Below are 16,525 nucleotides of genomic sequence, written 5' to 3' on the forward strand. Positions count from 1 at the left end.
GGCCTGCCGCCGGAGCGCCCCCTGTCGCCTCTGTCAGAGACTTATTGCAGCGCCTTGTCGGTGATCGCGTGCGTCCAGGCACCGGCGTCGGGTTCTTTCGTGATCGCCGGGTTGTCGGGCGACACGGCCGACAGCAGCGTAGCGACCGTCTGCTGGTAATCGGCCGGATCAAGGGCGCCGTTCGAATCGGCGATCAGCTTGCCGACCTCGCTCATCATGTACGTCTGATGTTCGAGCGTTTGGGCGCCGCTCGCGTCGTTGTCGACGACGATCTGCGCCGCTTCGTCCACATGCGCCGCCGCATATTGCCAGCCCTTCATCGAGGCCCGCACAAAGCGCACCATCTTGTCGGCAAAGGCCGGGTCGTCGAGGCTGGATTGCAAGACGTAAAGCCCGTCTTCCATCATGCCGACGCCCTGATCGAGGTAGTTGAACGTTACCAGCTGATCCGGGGTGATCCCGGCGTCGAGGACCTGACCGTATTCGTTATAGGTCATCACGCTGATGCAGTCGGCCTGCTTCTGTAGAAGCGGATCCACGTTGAAGGCCTGCTTCAGCACCGTCACGCCATCGGCGCTGCCATCGGTCGGGATGCCCAGTTTGGCCATCCAAGCGTAGAACGGATATTCGTTGCCATAGAACCAGACGCCCAGCGTATGGCCGGGGAAATCGGCGGGCGAGGTGATGCCGGTTTCCTTCAGGCAGGTCAGTTCAAGACCGCCATGCTTGAACGGCTGCGCGATGTTGACCAGCGGCAGACCGCGTTCGCGCGCGGCAAGGGCTGCCGCCATCCAGTCGACGATCACGTCGGCGCCACCGCCGGCGATCACCTGTTCGGGGGCGATGTCGGGGCCGCCGGGCAGGATCGTCACATCCAGCCCCTCGTCCGAGTAATAGCCCTTGTCGAGCGCGACGTAATATCCCGCGAACTGGGCTTGTGTCACCCATTTCAGCTGCAGTTTGACCGAGTCGGCGGCGTGCGCCATCCCGGCCATTCCGACCACGGCCATCGCCGCCAATACTGTCCGTTTCATATGTCTGACCTCCTTGTCAGGTTTGCTCTTCTTGTGCTCGGTCTCAACTACCGTTTCTTATCTGCGTTGCGAGGGATGCCAGAACGTCACCCCCCGTTCGATCAGGGCCACCGCCCCATAGAAACCGCTTCCGGCCAGCGCTGCGGCGACGATCTCGGCCCAGACCATATCGAGCGAAAGCTTGCCCACGGAGGTGGAAATGCGAAAGCCCATGCCTTGCGTCGGTGAACCAAAGAATTCGGCCACGATCGCGCCGATCAGCGCCAAAGTTGTCGCAATTTTGAGCCCGTTGAAAATGAATGGCATCGCCGCGGGCAGGCGCAGCTTCAGCAGGGTCTGGCTGTAGCTCGCCCCGTATGTGCGCATAAGGTCGCGCTGCATCTCGGTGGTGTCGCGCAGGCCGGCCACGGTGTTGACCAGCATCGGGAAGAACACCATCACCACGACCACCGCCGCCTTCGACTGCCAGTCGAAGCCGAACCACATCACAAGGATCGGTGCGGTGCCGACGATGGGCAGCGCCGCCATGAAGTTGCCCACCGGCAGCAGGCCGCGGCGCAGGAAATCGTAGCGGTCCACGATGATCGCCAGCAGGAACGCGGCGCCGCAGCCCATGGCATAGCCCGACAACGCGCCCTTGGCGAAGGTCTGGACGAAATCCTCCCAGATCGTCGGCAGGTTGGATGCAAAGCTGGCCGCAATCTGGCTGGGCGCGGGCAGGATCACCATCGGCACGTTCAGCCCGCGCACGACCAGTTCCCAGACCACCAGCACCGTCAGCCCGAAGATGCCCGGCACCACCAGATGCACGATGCGACTTTGGGCATATGGCCCGCGTGACAGCGCGACGTTCAACGCCCATGCCGCCAGCCAAACGACGATGGCAACCGCGACAAGGGTCATGCGCTGACCCCCATCCGCCGCAGCGTCAGCCGTTCCACGACGCCGATGATGGCGACCAGCCCGGCGGCAAGGATGGCGGCCGCGAACAGCGCCGACCAGATCTGGATCGTTTGCCCGTAATAGGACCCGGCCAAAAGTCGGGCGCCCAGCCCCCGCACCGCGCCGGTCGGCAATTCCCCCACGATGGCACCGACGACCGAGGCCGCGACACCGATTTTCAGCGAGGCAAAGAGGTAGGGCATCGACGACGGCAGTCGCAGTTTCCAAAACCCTTGTGCCGGTGTCGCCGAATAGGTGCGCAGCAGGTCAAGCTGCATCGAATCCGGGCTGCGCAGACCCTTCACCATGCCCACCACAACGGGAAAGAAACTGAGATATCCGCTGATGATCGCCTTGGGGATGATCCCCTGCACCCCGACCGAGTAAAGGACCACGATGATCATCGGCGCGATGGCGATGATCGGAATCGTCTGGCTGATGATCGCCCATGGCATCACGCTCATGTCCATCGCCTTGTTGTGGACGATGCCGACGGCCAGCAGGATACCCAGCGCTGTGCCAAAAACAAAACCCAGCAGCGTTGCTTCCAGCGTTACTGCGCCATGGTAGATCAGGCTGCGTTTCGAGGTTGGGGCCAGCACCATCGTGCTGCGCCACAACTCGGCAATCACCTGGTGTGGGGCGGGCAGGCGCGGGCGGGTCTGCGACCATGCGTCGACCACCCGTTCGCCCAGCGTCATCGTGCCGCCAGACCGTGCCAACTGATCGCTCGTCCAGCTCCAATTCATCGGGATGCAGGCAATGTACCATGCCGCAACGATGGCCAGCAGGACGGCGGTGACTGGCACCAGCGATCTAGTCATCGACATGCCCCGCGCGCAGCCCTTCGCGGACGCGGTGGGCGATGGCGATGAACTCGGGCGTGTCGCGGATATCCAGCGGACGTTCGGCCGGCAGCGGGCTATCGATGATATCGGTGATCCGGCCGGGACGTGGGCTCATCACCACGATCTTGGTGGACAGGTACACCGCCTCGGGGATCGAATGGGTGACGAAAAGGCAGGTCTTCTGCGTCCGGTTCCAAAGCTTCAACAGCTCTTCGTTCAGCCGGTCGCGCACGATTTCGTCCAGCGCGCCGAAGGGTTCGTCCATCAGCAGGATATCGGCGTCGAAGGCCAACGCGCGGGCGATGCTGGCACGCTGTTGCATCCCGCCTGAAAGCTGCCACGGAAACTTCTTCTCGAACCCCGAAAGGTCAACCAGATCGAGCGTGCGTTTTACGCGCTCGGCCTGATCTGCCTTTGAAAAGCCCATGATTTCCAGCGGCAGCTTCACGTTGCCGCCGATCGTCCGCCACGGATACAGCCCCGCGGCCTGAAAAACATAGCCATAGGCGCGCGCGCGCCGTGCCGCATCGGGCGTCATGCCGTTGACCGACACGGAGCCGCCTGTCGCCTGCTCCAGACCCGCCACGACCCGCAGGAACGTCGTCTTGCCGCAGCCAGAGGGGCCGATGAAGCTGACGAACTCGCCTTTGGCCACGTCAAGCGAGACATCTCGCAGCGCCTGCACAGGGCCGTCATTGGTCTGAAAGGTCAGGTCCAGTCCGCTGGCTTTGATGACAGGCGCTGCGCCCGAAGCTAGGCTTGTCATGCGGCACCTTTCCGTTTGCGCTGGAGTTGGACCATCATGACCTCATGCCAGAAACTGAACCCCGCCGGCACTTATGCCGGCAAGCAGGGCTTTACCTATGTCGAGGGGATCTCGGCCGAGCGGGTGGGATCGACCGGCATCTGCATGCACATGCTGACGATCCCGCCGGGTGGCCGCGCCAAGGCCCACAAGCACGCGACCCATGAAACCGCGATTTACGCCATTTCCGGCAGCACGGTGATGTACTGGGGTGAGAGGCTGGAGAACCGGATGCAACTGGACCCCGGCGAGATGCTGTATATCCCGGCCGACATGCCGCACCTGCCCTTCAATCCGTTCGACGCCCCTGCGACGGCCGTGATCGCCCGCACCGACCCGCATGAGCAGGAAAGCGTGGTGCTTCTTCCAGAGCTTGAGCATCTGGTCCCCTAGACGCCGGTCGCCGGAATGCCGGTGCGCGTGACGGGCCGGGGCGCCGTCAGGTCCTTCCAGCTGGACAGCGCCTTGTTCACCGCACCGTTTGGCGGCCGTTTCACGAATTGGCCATGGCCTTCCTCGGTCTGCACCTTGCCGTCATTCACCGCGACCTTGCCACGGGTCAGGGTGTAGCGGGGCAGGCCCTTCACCTTCTGGCCCTCGAAAACGTTGTAATCTATCGCCGACTGTTGGGTAGAAGCAGCAATTACCTTTTCCTTCGTCGGATCCCAGACCACGAGGTCGGCATCGGCCCCCACCAGCACCGCCCCTTTGCGCGGATAGCAGTTGAGGATCTTGGCGATGTTGGTGCTTGTCACGGCGACGAATTCGTTCGGCGTCAGCCGCCCGGTTTCCACGCCGTGGGTCCACAGCATCGGCATCCGGTCCTCCAGGCCGCCGGTGCCATTGGGGATCTTGGTGAAATCGCCCACGCCATAGCGTTTCTGTTCGGTGGTAAAGGCGCAATGGTCGGTTGCCACCACCGACAGGCTGCCGCTTTGCAGCCCCGCCCAAAGGCTGTCCTGATGTTTCTTGTTGCGGAAGGGCGGGCTCATCACCCGGCGCGCGGCATGGTCCCAGTCGGGGTTGAAATACTCGCTCTCGTCCAGCGTCAGGTGCTGGATCAGCGGCTCTCCCCACACGCGCTTGCCCTGCATGCGGGCACGCCGGATCGCCTCGTGGCTTTCCTCGCAAGACGTGTGCACGACGTAAAGCGGCACGCCCGCCATGTCGGCGATCATGATCGCGCGGTTGGTGGCCTCGCCCTCCACCTGCGGCGGGCGGGAATAGGCGTGCGCCTCGGGCCCGGTATTGCCTTCGCGCAAGAGCTTGGCCGACAGTTCCGCGACGACGTCGCCATTCTCGGCATGGACCAGCGCCGTCGCGCCCAGTTCGGCCAGTCGCTGGAACGAGGCATACATCTCGTCATCGTTGACCATCAGCGCGCCCTTGTAGGCCATGAAGTGCTTGAAGGTGTTGATGCCGTGGTCGTTGACCACGGTCGGCATCTCGTCGAACACCTCCTTGCCCCACCACGTCACCGCCATGTGATAGGAGTAGTCGCAATTCGCGCGGGTCGACTTGTTGTGCCAGGCTTTCATCGCATCCACGAGGCCCTGCCCCTGACCCGGCAGCACGAAATCGACCACCATCGTCGTCCCGCCCGCCAGCGCCGCGCGGGTTCCGCTTTCGAAATCGTCGGTCGAATAGGTGCCCATGAACGGCATCTCGAGGTGCGTATGCGGGTCGATCCCGCCGGGCATCACGTAGCAGCCGGTGGCGTCCAGCACGGTATCGCCCTTCAGGTTCGGCCCGATCTCCACGATCTTGCCACCATCGACCAGCACATCGGCGGCGTAGGTCAGATCGGCGGTCACGATGGTGCCGTTCTTGATGACTGTGGTCATGATACTCTCCTTCATTCGGCCCTTCTTCTGGCCGCAAATACTCCGGGGGTGCGGGGGCTGGCCCCCGCCTCAGGCCACGATCTCCGCCGTCTCTACCACCGCGTGGAACAGCACATCCGTGCCCGCGCGCGCCCAATCCTTTGTGATATCCTCGGCCTCGTTATGGCTGAGGCCATCGACGCAGGGGCACATCACCATCACCGTGGGCGCCACCCGGTTGATCCAGCAGGCATCGTGGCCCGCGCCCGAGACGATATCCATGTGGCTGTAGCCCAGCCGTTCCGCCGCACCGCGAACCACTTTTACAAGGCCGGGGTCGAAGGTGACCGGGTCGAAATGCCCGACCGCCTCGATGCTGCAGCCAAGGCCCAGTTCAGCCGCCACGGCATGGGCGGCGCGTTCCACCTCGGCGCGCATCATGTCCAGTTTGGCCTGTTCGGGGCTGCGGATATCGACGGTGAACACCGCCTTGCCAGGGATCACGTTGCGCGAGTTGGGATAGACATTCGCCTGTCCGATCGCGCCCACCGCATTCGGCTGATGGCTCATCGCGATCTGGTGCACGCGCTCGATGATCCGCGCCATGCCAAGACCCGCGTTCACCCTCATCGACATCGGTGTCGAGCCGGTATGCGCGTCCTTGCCGGTCAGGGTAATCTCCAGCCACCACAGGCCCTGCCCATGCGTGACAACGCCAATATCCTTGCCCTCGGCTTCTAGGATCGGGCCCTGTTCGATGTGCAACTCGAACATCGCGTGCATCTTGCGCGCGCCGACCTTTTCGTCGCCCTTCCAGCCGATCCGCACCAGCTCGTCGCCAAAGGTCTTGCCGGCGGCGTCCTGCCTTGCATAGGCCCAGTCCTGCTGGTGCATGCCGGCAAAGACGCCCGAGGCCAGCATCGCCGGGGCAAAGCGCGTTCCCTCCTCGTTGGTCCAGTTCGTCACCACGATGGGCCGGCGCGTCTTGATGCCCAGATCGTTCAGCGTGCGGACAATCTCCAGCCCGCCGAGAACACCCAGAACGCCGTCATACTTGCCGCCGGTGGGTTGCGTATCAAGGTGGCTGCCCACGTAGACCGGCAGCGCGTCAGGATCCGTGCCTTCGCGCCGGGCGAACATGGTGCCCATCTCGTCGACGCCCATCGTGCAGCCAGCATCCTCGCACCATGTCTGGAACAGGGCACGGCCCGTCGCGTCATCATCGGTCAGCGTCTGGCGGTTGTTGCCGCCGGCCACGCCCGGCCCGATCTTGGCCATCTCCATCAGGCTGTCCCACAGCCTTTCGCCATTGATCCGCAGGTTTTCGCCCGGTGCCGCCATCATTCGCCCCCCGATCGCCGGTGTCTTCGTGAAGGGCGGGGGAGGGCCGCCCCCACGAAAACAACTTGATTTGACCATTCGGTCAAAGCAACGCTAGCAGAGGGGCATGACCAGTCAAGGACCGCGCGCAATTCCGCGGCAAATGCCCGAAGGTTGATCGGGACGGCGCCCTGTTGGGCGGCGTTGCACAAGCAATAGGCAGGCATGGCCATGAACAAACCCGAGGCACGCACCCGCATTCAGGAGCGCAATCGCGCCGCGATCCTCGATGCCGGGCTGGACGTGTTTTCACAGTTTGGATTTCGCGGTGCCACGCTTGACCAGATTGCCGAGGCGGCAGGCCTCTCCAAGCCCAACCTGCTTTACTACTTTCCGTCCAAGGAATCGGTCTATGAGACCCTGCTGCAGGAGTTGCTGCATACATGGCTTGACCCGCTGCGCGCGATGCGGCCCGAAGGCGACGCGGTAGGTGAAATCCTTGGTTACGTCCGGCGCAAGCTGGAGATGAGCCGCGATTACCCCCGCGAAAGCCGTCTTTTTGCCAACGAGATCCTGCAAGGCGCGCCGCGGATCATGCCGGCGCTGACGGGCGAGCTGCGCGATCTGGTTAATGACAAGGCCGCGGTGATTCGCGGCTGGTCAGCTGCAGGCCGGATCGCCACTATCGATCCCCATCACCTGATCTTTTCAATCTGGGCTTTGACGCAGCACTACGCCGATTTCGACGTACAGGTTCAGGCCGTTCTGGGACCGGGTGATCCGTACCCGGCCGCCACGGCCTACCTGGAGCAGCTGTTCCGCCGCTTGCTGACCGGCTGAAGTGGCGGGCGTCAGCCGCGGTCCGCCGCGCCGTTCCAGCGCGCCAACAGATGCTCCGCCTCGTCCGTGATTCGGCGAATAAAGTCTTCCGCCGTTTCGATCTGCGAGACGAATTGCGCGGCCTCGCCGAACAGGCGGGGATAGTTTGGCGCCGCGGGATTGTCCCACAGGTCGGCAAAATCCTCCGGCGCGGCCGTCACTGCAGCGGCCAATGAGTCCTCATCCCCGTGCCAGCGCTCCAGAAGGGGATTGATCTGCGTGCGCATCGCAATGCCACCGGGCCAGACAAGACCACCGCAAGCCCCGTGGTTGACGATGTCAACGACCGAACTGCGGACGGTATCACGCCCATCGCTGCGCAGGATCGCCTGCCGATCCTCTTCAGGGGTCTCGGCGCACTCGGTCACGGCCCTGAAGGCCGTCCCGATCCATGCCCCGGATGCGCCGGCCGCCAGCACCGCAGCCAATGTGCGACCGTCACCCAGCCCGCCCGCCGCCATCACGGGCGTCTGAGGGAAGGCGTCGGCCGCTTCGGCAAGGAATGGCAACAGGCTGCGTTCGCCACAATGTCCGCCCGACGCTTCGCCTTGCACGGTAATGCCGTCGGCCCCTTCGCCCACGGCAATACGCGCCTCTTCCATCGTCTGGACCTGACATAGCACAGCCCGCCCGCGCGCCTTGGCCAAGGAAATCCATGGCCGAGGATCGCCGAAGGAAAGCATGATGACGGGCACATCCTCGGACAGGACATAATCGAAGTTAGGTCGATTTGCGCCGATGAAAGGGGTGATAAATCCGATGCCAAAGGGCTTGTCAGTGGTCTGACGGACGCGTGCGAGGTTGTCAGCGATATAGGACAGGGTGATAGCGCCCGGTTTCGGTGCAACGGCCCCGAAACTGCCCAGACCGCCGGCCTTGGACACCGCACCGGCCAGATCGCCACCGCTTTGAAACACCATCGGCGCCGATACGATGGGATAGCGCAGGCCGAAAAGCTCTGTCAGGCGGGTACGCATGCCCCTGCCTCCGTGCGGTCACGAACCCGGAGTTCAGGGCATTTATTGAACCATCGAACGGCCCACGGATCAACCGCGGGCGCTTCTGTTGCTACTCCGCAGCGACGCGGTTGGGGTTGTTGGGATGCGTCGTCCAGTTGGCGTAATCGCCCGTTACCACCTTGCCGGTGCGCGGATCGACCGTGCCGGGAGCCATCGGTACCATGCTGATGCACCCTTCGACCGGGCAGACATCGACACAAAGGTTACAGGCGACGCATTCCGCGTCGATAACCTCGAACACCCGGTCATCCTTCATGGCGATGGCCTGGTGGCTGGTATCCTCGCATGCGGCAAAGCAGCGGCCGCATTTTATGCAGGATTCAGTGTCTATCTTGGCCTTTGCCACGTAATTGAGGTTCAGGAACTGCCAGTCGGTCACGTTGGGGACGGCCCGGCCGATGACATCATCGACCTTGGCATAGCCCTTTTCGTCCATCCACTGCGACAGGCCGGATTTCATCTCTTCAACAATGCGGAAGCCATAGGTCATCGCCGCGGTGCAGACCTGCACGGTGCCGGCGCCAAGGCTCATGAACTCGGCCGCGTCCCGCCATGTTGTCACACCGCCGATGCCGGAAATCGGCAGGCCGCGGGTTTCGGCATCGCGCGCGATCTCGGCCACCATGTTCAGCGCGATCGGCTTCACCGCCGGGCCACAATAGCCACCATGGCTGCCCTTGCCGTCGATCGAGGGCTCGGGCGACATCGAATCAAGATCGACCGAGGTGATCGAACTGATCGTGTTGATCAGGCTGACCGCGTCGGCCCCGCCCGCCTTGGCCGCCCGCGCGGGGCCGCGAATGTCGGTGATGTTGGGCGTCAGTTTCACGATGACGGGCATCCGCGTGGTCTGCTTGCACCAGCGGGTGATCATCTCGATCAGGTCGGGCGCCTGTCCCACGGCAGACCCCATGCCGCGTTCCGACATGCCATGCGGGCAGCCGCAGTTCAGCTCGACCCCGTCCGCGCCGGTTTCCTCGACCAGCGGCAGGATCGCCTTCCACGCCTCCTCGACGCAGGGCACCATCAGGCTGACGACGACCGCGCGGTCGGGATAGTCGCGCTTGACGGCCTTGATCTCGCGCAGGTTCACCTCCAGCGGGCGGTCGGTGATCAGCTCGATGTTGTTGAGGCCCAGCAGCCGCCGGTCCGCCCCCCAGATCGCGCCGTAGCGCGGGCCGTTGACATTGACCACCGGCGGCCCGGCCTCGCCCAGTGTCTTCCAGACCACGCCACCCCAGCCTGCCTCGAAGGCGCGGCGGACGTTGTATTCCTTGTCGGTCGGCGGCGCCGAGGCCAGCCAGAACGGGTTGGGGGACTTGATCCCGATGAAGTTTGTCGTCAGATCGGCCATGTCACTTGCCTCCCATGAGGTGAGCGTGGATATCTTCGGCGGCGTCGCGTCCTTCGGCCACTGCCGTGACGGTCAGATCATCGCCGCCGCTGGCGCAGTCGCCGCCGGCCCAAACGCCCGCCATGCTGGTGCGGCCCGGCCCGGTGACCACGATCTTGCCACCCTCGATCCGCACCGGCGCATCGACCGTCAGCGTCTGGCCAATGGCCTTGAACACCTGGTCGGCGGGCAGGGTGATGACCTCGCCCGTGCCTGTCAGGCCGTCCGGCGTTTCCTGCGTGTATTCCAGCGCGATCTCGGTCACCCGGTCGTCACCGTGAATCTCCACCGGCTGCAGGTTGGTCAGAATGCGCACGCCCTTTGACGCCGCCAGCACCTGTTCATACCGGCTGGCCGACATCTTTTCGGGGCCGCGGCGATAGGCGATGGTGACGCTGTCGGCGCCCAGCAGTTTCGACTGCACAGCGGCGTCAACTGCGGTCATGCCACCGCCAATCACCACCACGTTGCGGCCCACGGGCAGTTCCGTCAGGTCATCGGCCTGCCGCAGCACGCCGATGAAATCCACCGCATCGGCGACGCCCTGATGATCCTCGCCCACCGCCCTCAGCGCGTTGACCCCGCCAAGGCCCACGGCAAGAAACACCGCGTCATATTCTCTCGCCAGGCCGTCGACCGAGATTTCGCGGCCCAGCGTTTGGCCTGTTTCGACCCTGATTCCGCTGATTCCCATCAGCCAGTCGACCTCGCGCGCGGCAAAGTCGTTGGTCGCCTTGTAGGCGGCGATTCCGTATTCGTTCAGCCCGCCGGGCTTGGCGCGGCCTTCGAAGATGACCACCTCGTGCCCGTGCATCGCCAGTCTGTGCGCGCAGGACAGGCCGGCAGGGCCTGCGCCCACCACCGCCACCTGCTTGCCGGTGGCGGCGGCACGGGCAAAGGGATGTCCCTGCCGCGCCATCGCTGTGTCGGTGGCGTATCGTTGCAAGCGGCCGATCTCTACCGGCTTGCCCTCGGCCGCCTCGCGCACGCAGGCCTGCTCGCAGAGGTCCTCGGTCGGGCAGACGCGGGCGCACATGCCGCCAAGGATGTTCTGGTCGAAAATGGTCCTTGCTGCCGCCTCGGGCCGGCCGGTGGCGATCTGGCGAATGAACATCGGAATGTCGATGCTGGTGGGGCAAGCAACGGTGCAAGGCGCATCGTGGCAGAAATAGCAGCGGTCTGCGGCGACGGCCGCCTCGTGCGGGTCCAGCGGCGGTTGCAGGTCGGCGAAATTCTGGGCGATCTCTTCGGCGGCCAGGCGGCCGGGCGCGATGCCGGGGGTCAGCGGACTGGTCATGACGGCTCCCTCAAGGGTGTCGATTTCACCCACAGCCTGCCACATCCGCATTTTTTATCAATTGGTAAATTTTAGGCGGTTCGTGAAGCCTCAGAAAGCGAAGGGTGCCACGGTTTCGCGCCGGCCCAGCGTCATCGCGTCGGCGACATGGATCATCGGGGCAAGGTCAACATTCGATTGCCCGTTGCCGACGAGGTCGGCCATCCGCGCGTAAAGGGCTGGATATTCGCCGGCCAGCGCGGGACCGGGCGCCACCGCCACCTCTGCCCCGTCGATCAGCAGGCGGTTGCCGCCCTCGTGCAGCACCAGCCGCCCCTGCGGTGTCTCGACCGTGATATCCCAGGTCTGTGGCCCCTCGTGGCGCCAGTCGAAAGCGGCACTAACATGGCCCGAAAAGGCCAGATCGGCCGCGATGGGCGTCTGCCGTCCCTCGGGGAAGAAGAGGGTCGCGCCGGTCAGGTGAACCGGCTGCGGCAGGATCTCTGTCAGGATCGACAGCGCGTTGATGCCGGGATCGAAAACGCCCATCCCGCCCGGTTCGAACACCCAGTCCTGCCCGGGATGCCAGCGCCGCACGTCCTCTTTCCAGACGATCTCGGCCCGTGTCACAGTTTGCCCGGCCAGCCACGCCTTGGCCTGCGCCACGCCCTTGGCCATCCGGCTGTGCCACGTGGCAAAGAGCGTCACGCCCGCCTCTGTCGCCAGTGCCTGCAGCGCGTGCACTTCGGCCAGCGTCGCACCCGGCGGCTTTTCCAGCATCACGTGCCGTCCGGCGCGCAGGGCCTTCTCGGCATAGGCAAAGCGCGGAACGGGGGGCAGGCAAAGCGAGACGACCGGAATATCGGGCCGTTCGGCCAGCATGGTGTCGATATCTGTAGATGCCTCGACACCGTCTACACTGCCATGACGGCTGACGGTCGCGGCAAGATCCCATGCATCGCTGGCGTTGATCGCGGGCACATGCTGGTCCACCGCGATCTTGCCGATGCCGACAAGTGCCACCTTCATCAGTGCGATTCCCGGCCCACGGCATTGCCCCGACAGCCGACGAGAAAGTCGAAGTCCGCCCCGGTATCCGGCCCCATCACATGGTCATGGAACAGCTGCGCGTAACCGCCCTGCGGCTTGGGCGCGGGCGGGGTCCATGCCGCCATCCGCGCAGCCAGTTCTTCGTCCGAAATATCCAGATGCAGGCGCCGGTTGGGCACGTCGAGCTCGATCATGTCGCCGGTCCGCACCACCGCCAGCGGCCCACCCGCCGCCGCCTCGGGCGCGGTGTGCAGCACCACGGTGCCAAAGGCGGTACCCGACATCCGCGCGTCCGAGATGCGGACCATGTCGGTGATGCCCTTCTTCAGGATCTTCGGCGGCAGGCCCATGTTGCCCACCTCTGCCATGCCGGGATAGCCCTTGGGCCCGCAATTCTTCATCACCATCACGCAGGTTTCGTCGATGTCCAGCGCGTCATCGTCGATCCGCGCCTTGTAGTCGTCGATATCCTCGAACACCACGGCGCGACCGCGATGGACCATCAGGTCCGGCGTTGCGGCCGAGGGTTTCAGCACCGCGCCGTTGGGCGCAAGGTTGCCGCGCAGCACCACCACGCCGCCCGATTGGGTCAGCGCCTTGTCGGCGGGCAGGATCACGTCGGGGTTGTGATTGGTCACGTCCTTGACCTGCTCCCACATCGTCTCGCCGCTGACGGTCAGGGCATCCTTGTGCAACAGGCCCGCCTCGCCCAGACGCTTAAGCACCACGGGCAGGCCGCCTGCATAAAAGAACTCTTCCATCAGGTATTTGCCAGAGGGCATCAGGTTGACGATGGTCGGCACATCGCGGCCCAGCCTGTCCCAGTCGTCCAGCGTCAGGTCAAGGCCGACCCGACCCGCCAGCGCGAGCAGGTGGATGACGGCGTTGGTAGACCCGCCGATCGCGCCATTGGTGCGGATCGCGTTCTCGAAGGCCTCGCGAGTCAGCACGTCGGATGGTTTCAGGTCGTCCTTGACCATCTGGACAATCCGCCGCCCGGTCAGCTGCGCCATCATCCGGCGGCGGCTGTCCACCGCCGGGATCGCCGCGTTGCCCGACAGGGCCATCCCCAGCGCCTCGGCCATGCTGGCCATGGTGCTGGCGGTGCCCATCGTGTTGCAGGTGCCGGGGCTGCGGCTCATCGAGGCTTCGGCCTCGACAAATTCCTCCGCCGTCATCTCGCCGGCCTTCACGGCCTCGGAGAATTTCCACAGATGCGTGCCGGAACCCACACGCTCGCCCTTGTAATAGCCGTTCAGCATCGGCCCGCCCGTTACGACGATCGACGGCAGATCGACCGAGGCCGCGCCCATCAGCAGGCTGGGCGTGGTCTTGTCGCAGCCCACCAGCAGCACGCAGCCATCCATTTGCTGGCCGCGAATCGTCTCTTCCACGGCCATCGCAGCGAGGTTGCGGAACATCATCGCGGTGGGGCGGAACCCGCTTTCCGAGACTGAGAAGACCGGCACCTCGACCGGGAACCCCCCGGCCTCGTAGATGCCATGCTTCACCCGTTGCGCCAAATCGTTCAGATGCGCGTTGCAGGGGTTCAGTTCGGAAAATGTGTTGAGGATGCCGATCACCGGGCGCCCGTCGAACAGGTCGGCCGGAAAGCCCTGGTTCTTCATCCAGCCGCGGTGATAGATCGCGTCCTTCGACATGCCGCCGAACCACTCCTGGCTGCGCAGCTTGCGGGGCCATTTGGCAGGTTTGAAGGTCATCGTTCTGTTCGTCCTCTATCTTGCGGGGGTTGGCCGGACGCTAGCACTCCCACCGGGGCGGATGCCATGGGCAATTCAGCCCGAAGTCGGGCCCAGCGTCACCACTTGCCCGCCTGCCGCGCGCGCATCCTCGGCGTCATGCGTCACCATCAGGATCGGCAGCGCGCGGGCCCGGGCGCGGGCAAAGACCATCTCGCGGACCTGATCGCGCAACACCGCGTCCAGCCGCGAGAACGCCTCGTCCAGCAGCAGCACGCAAGGCTCTGACAGCAGCATCCGCATTAATGAAACCCGCGCCTTCTGCCCACCCGAAAGTGTTGCAGGATCGCGCCCGGCAAAGCCTTCAAGGCCGACTTCGGCAAGTGCAGACTCTATTTTCGCCTGTCGCGCATCTCGATTTCCGCCCGCCCGCAGGCCAAAGGCCAGGTTTTGACCGACCGAAAGATGCGGGAACAGCAGATCGTCCTGAAACAGGATGCCAACGCGGCGTCGATGCGCCGGCAGGTCGGTTATGTCCAACCCGTCAAGGATCACGCGACCGCTGGCCGAGAATCCGGGGGCAAGGGTGCCTGTGATGAAAGACAAAAGCGTGGATTTGCCTACGCCGGACGGCCCCATGACCGTCAGCACCTCGCCCGACCCGATCCGTGCGTCCAGCGCAATTAGTGCCGAACCGTCCTTTTCGATCCGCACGTCGCGCAGTTCGAGGCCCTTATCCATGCGCAAGCCCTTTTCGATGCCGCCAGACGACGGCCGGAACGCCTATTGCCAGTGCGAAAGGCAGAAGGGCGGCAAGTGTCTGCATAAGGCCGAATGCTGCGATCACGCGCCGATCGCCGCCCGAGGAAAGCGCGAGCGCCTCGGTCGTCAGCGTCATCACGCGGCCACCGCCGATCAGCAACGTCGGCAAGTATTGCCCAACCGAAACGGCCAGCCCCACCGCCGCCGCCGTCAGCACTGGGCCCAGCAGCATCGGCAGCCGCACCCGCCATAGCACGCGGTTCGGCCCGGCCCCCAGCGTGGCGGCGATCGTGCCCAACCGTGCGTCCCATGCACGGTAGGGATCGCCCAGCGACAAGAAGACGTAAGGCAGCACGAAAACCAGGTGCGCCAGGATCACAGGAATCTGCCCGGCGCCAATCCCCGCGTCGATCAGCAGCGCCTGCAGACCCGGCAGAAATGCCGTTTGCGGGATCACAAGCGGAAGATACAACAGCCACAACCCCCGTCCCGACAGGCGTAGGCGATAGCGCTGCTCTGCCTCAAGGCAGCCCAGCACCAATACCAGCGCCATGGCGGTTGACGCGCTGGCGATCCACATCGTCTCGGCCAGCGTCGAGCTCAGCACGGGCCCCTGCCGAATCCAGACCGCTCCGGACAGCGCGCCGGGTAAAGCGGCGGGAAAGCGCCAGACGTAAGCGACTGACCACAGCATCATTACAGCAATCCCCGCAAGCACCGTCATCGCCACGATGCTCGCCGCCGCAAGGCCAAGCCAGCGCAGCGGCTCGACGGCCGGGGCGCGGCGCCCGGCTGTCACCCAGCGGCGCCCCAGCCGCGCAACCACCCGTTCTCCCAGCCACCAAAGCGCCAGCGTCGCCAGCACAAGCGCCAGCTGCAAAAGCGCGCCCGCGGCGGCCTGCATCCGCATTTCCAGCGCGGGGGCCGACATCCATGTCACGATCTGAACCGACAGCGGCGGCGGCGTGGTAGGGCCCAGCACCAGCGCCATGTCGACAACGGACATCGCGTAGGTCAGCACCACGTAAACCGGCATTCGGATCTGGGCGTACAGCCGCGGAAAGACCCCGATGATCCAGCCCATCACCGGCCCATAGCCCAGCGACAGCGCCACCGCCCGGCTGCGCGCCGCATCAACCTGCCGCAATGCGGCCAGCGACATCAGCAGCAGGAAGGGCACCTCCTTGGTTACCAGCCCCGCTACCAGCGAGGCCCCCCACGGGTCATGCAGGATCAGGATGTCAGGCGGCACCTGCCACCCGGTCGCCCAAGGCGAGACGATTCGCGCCAGCCAGCCCGAGGGCGCGATCAGGAACGCCAGACCAAACGCCGCCGCCGCATGTGGCACCGCCAACAGCGGCGACAGCGCCCGCTGCAACAGCCCGAAGGCGCGCGACCCGGTCCAACCCGCCAGCAACAGGGTGACCGTGCCCAATGCCAACGCTGTCGCGGCGAGGCCCGTGGTGACCGACAGCCGGATCGACCTGTCGATGCCGGGGGTAGACAGCACGGCGGTAAGGGGCGTCAGCGGTGGCGCGCTCAGTCCGGCCGCCGGCAGGTGGCCCAGCGCCGGACCCAGCGCACCCAGAAGGCCCGCCGCGACCGGCCCCAGCATGGCCAGCACCGTCAGTGCCGGCACCAGCCGCAACAGGCCCTTGCCGCGCACCATCCGGG

At 64.9% G+C, this 16,525-nt stretch carries 15 protein-coding genes; 2 read left to right on the top strand and 13 right to left on the bottom strand.

Features of this window, described 5'->3' with window-relative positions:
• Positions 1–41: 41 nt before the first annotated feature.
• From GC146_RS08715 to GC146_RS08730, 4 genes are read right to left on the bottom strand one after another with little or no spacing between them, the layout of a single operon-like run.
• A complete protein-coding gene (locus tag GC146_RS08715; protein ID WP_291837130.1) occupies positions 42–1,034 on the bottom strand; it encodes an ABC transporter substrate-binding protein in 993 nt (330 codons plus the stop codon).
• 57 nt (positions 1,035–1,091) lie between these two features.
• The gene (locus tag GC146_RS08720; protein WP_291837132.1) at positions 1,092–1,937 is read right to left on the bottom strand and encodes an ABC transporter permease; all 846 of its coding nucleotides are present in this window, start codon (positions 1,935–1,937) and stop codon (positions 1,092–1,094) included.
• On the bottom strand, positions 1,934–2,806 hold the full coding sequence (locus tag GC146_RS08725) for an ABC transporter permease subunit (protein ID WP_291837134.1): 873 nt from the start codon (positions 2,804–2,806) through the stop codon (positions 1,934–1,936). The genes GC146_RS08720 and GC146_RS08725 overlap by 4 nt, the downstream gene beginning before the upstream one ends.
• Positions 2,793–3,590, bottom strand: a complete 798-nt coding sequence (locus tag GC146_RS08730; protein WP_291837136.1) for an ABC transporter ATP-binding protein — start codon at positions 3,588–3,590, stop codon at positions 2,793–2,795. The genes GC146_RS08725 and GC146_RS08730 overlap by 14 nt, the downstream gene beginning before the upstream one ends.
• Positions 3,591–3,626: 36 nt before the next feature.
• Between GC146_RS08730 and GC146_RS08735 the strand changes: the two genes are divergently transcribed.
• Positions 3,627–4,022: a cupin domain-containing protein gene (locus GC146_RS08735; RefSeq protein ID WP_291837138.1), complete on the top strand. Its 396-nt coding sequence runs from the start codon at positions 3,627–3,629 to the stop codon at positions 4,020–4,022.
• Here GC146_RS08735 and hydA read toward each other — a convergent pair.
• Both hydA and GC146_RS08745 read right to left on the bottom strand, forming a co-directional pair.
• Positions 4,019–5,473, bottom strand: coding sequence for a dihydropyrimidinase (gene hydA / locus GC146_RS08740; protein ID WP_291837139.1), 1,455 nt, complete (start codon positions 5,471–5,473; stop codon positions 4,019–4,021). The genes GC146_RS08735 and hydA overlap by 4 nt on opposite strands.
• Positions 5,474–5,542: 69 nt before the next feature.
• The gene (locus GC146_RS08745; protein ID WP_291837141.1) at positions 5,543–6,793 is read right to left on the bottom strand and encodes a Zn-dependent hydrolase; all 1,251 of its coding nucleotides are present in this window, start codon (positions 6,791–6,793) and stop codon (positions 5,543–5,545) included.
• A 210-nt stretch (positions 6,794–7,003) separates the two neighbouring features.
• Here GC146_RS08745 and GC146_RS08750 point away from each other — a divergent pair, with 210 nt between their 5' ends.
• Entirely contained in the window at positions 7,004–7,612 is a 609-nt protein-coding gene (locus GC146_RS08750) for a TetR family transcriptional regulator C-terminal domain-containing protein (protein WP_291837143.1), read from the top strand.
• Positions 7,613–7,623: 11 nt separating this feature from the next.
• On the opposite strand, the gene GC146_RS08755 is transcribed toward GC146_RS08750, so the two are convergent.
• The 7 genes from GC146_RS08755 to GC146_RS08785 all read right to left on the bottom strand — a co-directional run bounded on the left by GC146_RS08755 (position 7,624) and on the right by GC146_RS08785 (position 16,520).
• Entirely contained in the window at positions 7,624–8,628 is a 1,005-nt protein-coding gene (locus GC146_RS08755) for a nitronate monooxygenase (protein ID WP_291837145.1), read from the bottom strand.
• Between the two features lie 91 nt (positions 8,629–8,719).
• Positions 8,720–10,024 carry an NAD-dependent dihydropyrimidine dehydrogenase subunit PreA gene (gene preA, locus GC146_RS08760; RefSeq protein WP_291837147.1) on the bottom strand — a complete coding sequence of 435 codons (1,305 nt, stop codon included), beginning with the start codon at positions 10,022–10,024 and terminating at the stop codon, positions 8,720–8,722.
• A 1-nt stretch (position 10,025) separates the two neighbouring features.
• Positions 10,026–11,360, bottom strand: coding sequence for an NAD(P)-dependent oxidoreductase (locus GC146_RS08765; RefSeq protein ID WP_291837148.1), 1,335 nt, complete (start codon positions 11,358–11,360; stop codon positions 10,026–10,028).
• A 90-nt stretch (positions 11,361–11,450) separates the two neighbouring features.
• Positions 11,451–12,368, bottom strand: coding sequence for a Gfo/Idh/MocA family oxidoreductase (locus GC146_RS08770; RefSeq protein ID WP_291837150.1), 918 nt, complete (start codon positions 12,366–12,368; stop codon positions 11,451–11,453).
• Positions 12,368–14,110: an L-arabinonate dehydratase gene (araD, locus tag GC146_RS08775; protein ID WP_291837151.1), complete on the bottom strand. Its 1,743-nt coding sequence runs from the start codon at positions 14,108–14,110 to the stop codon at positions 12,368–12,370. Before araD ends, GC146_RS08770 begins: the two co-directional genes overlap by 1 nt.
• A 75-nt stretch (positions 14,111–14,185) precedes the next feature.
• Positions 14,186–14,830, bottom strand: a complete 645-nt coding sequence (locus tag GC146_RS08780) for an ATP-binding cassette domain-containing protein (RefSeq protein ID WP_291837153.1) — start codon at positions 14,828–14,830, stop codon at positions 14,186–14,188.
• The gene (locus tag GC146_RS08785) at positions 14,823–16,520 is read right to left on the bottom strand and encodes an ABC transporter permease subunit (RefSeq protein WP_291837154.1); all 1,698 of its coding nucleotides are present in this window, start codon (positions 16,518–16,520) and stop codon (positions 14,823–14,825) included. The genes GC146_RS08780 and GC146_RS08785 overlap by 8 nt, the downstream gene beginning before the upstream one ends.
• Positions 16,521–16,525: the final 5 nt, after the last annotated feature.

The sequence above is a fragment of the Limimaricola sp. genome (assembly GCF_016125575.1).
Lineage (GTDB): Bacteria > Pseudomonadota > Alphaproteobacteria > Rhodobacterales > Rhodobacteraceae > WGLM01.